Below are 521 nucleotides of genomic sequence, written 5' to 3'. Positions count from 1 at the left end.
AAAGTACTTCAAGAATCTCACGATCTTTTGCATCCAGCTCACGCATTGCAGCACCCGATTAGCTCGCCGTCTTTATGCCGGTCAGAACCGGCATAATGCCTGTTGATCCCGACCGTATGCAGGGTGTCGGTTTCGCTGGTGCATGACAAGCTATTGAAAAAACAATTTGCTCGCTCGGAACGTGATGATATGACAGACCTTTCCCACCCGGCACCTCGGTTTTCGGCAAGCGATGCAGAGGGCCTCGCAAAAGATTTCTTCAATGTCTCTGGCACTGCCACGCCCCTGGACGGGGAGCGTGATCGCAATTACCGGCTGCAGACGGGCCTGGATGCGGGCTGGATACTCAAAATCGTCAATGCCAGCGAGCCCAGGGTAGAAAGCGAGTTTCAAACCGCGCTGCTCGATCACCTGGCCGTGCACGGCGGGCATCTGGGCGTGCCTCACTTGCGGGCCAGCGTGGCTGGCGACTACCTGCCGTCGGTGACCGGTGCCACAGGTGAAAAGCATGCAGTGCGCCT

The 521-nt window shown here is 57.4% G+C and carries 1 protein-coding gene; it reads left to right on the top strand.

The genetic code is table 11. The features are described 5' to 3' along the window. Positions 1 to 189 precede the first annotated feature (189 nt). Positions 190 to 521: phosphotransferase (locus tag EOE48_RS28585; protein WP_342791895.1), on the top strand; the 332-nt coding region annotated here is incomplete at its 3' end.

Origin of the sequence: Methylobacterium oryzihabitans, assembly GCF_004004555.2 — a bacterium.
GTDB classification, from domain to species: Bacteria; Pseudomonadota; Alphaproteobacteria; order Rhizobiales; family Beijerinckiaceae; genus Methylobacterium; species Methylobacterium oryzihabitans.
Note: the sequence above shows the minus strand (reverse complement) of the source record. Positions and strands in the feature narration are given on the sequence as shown.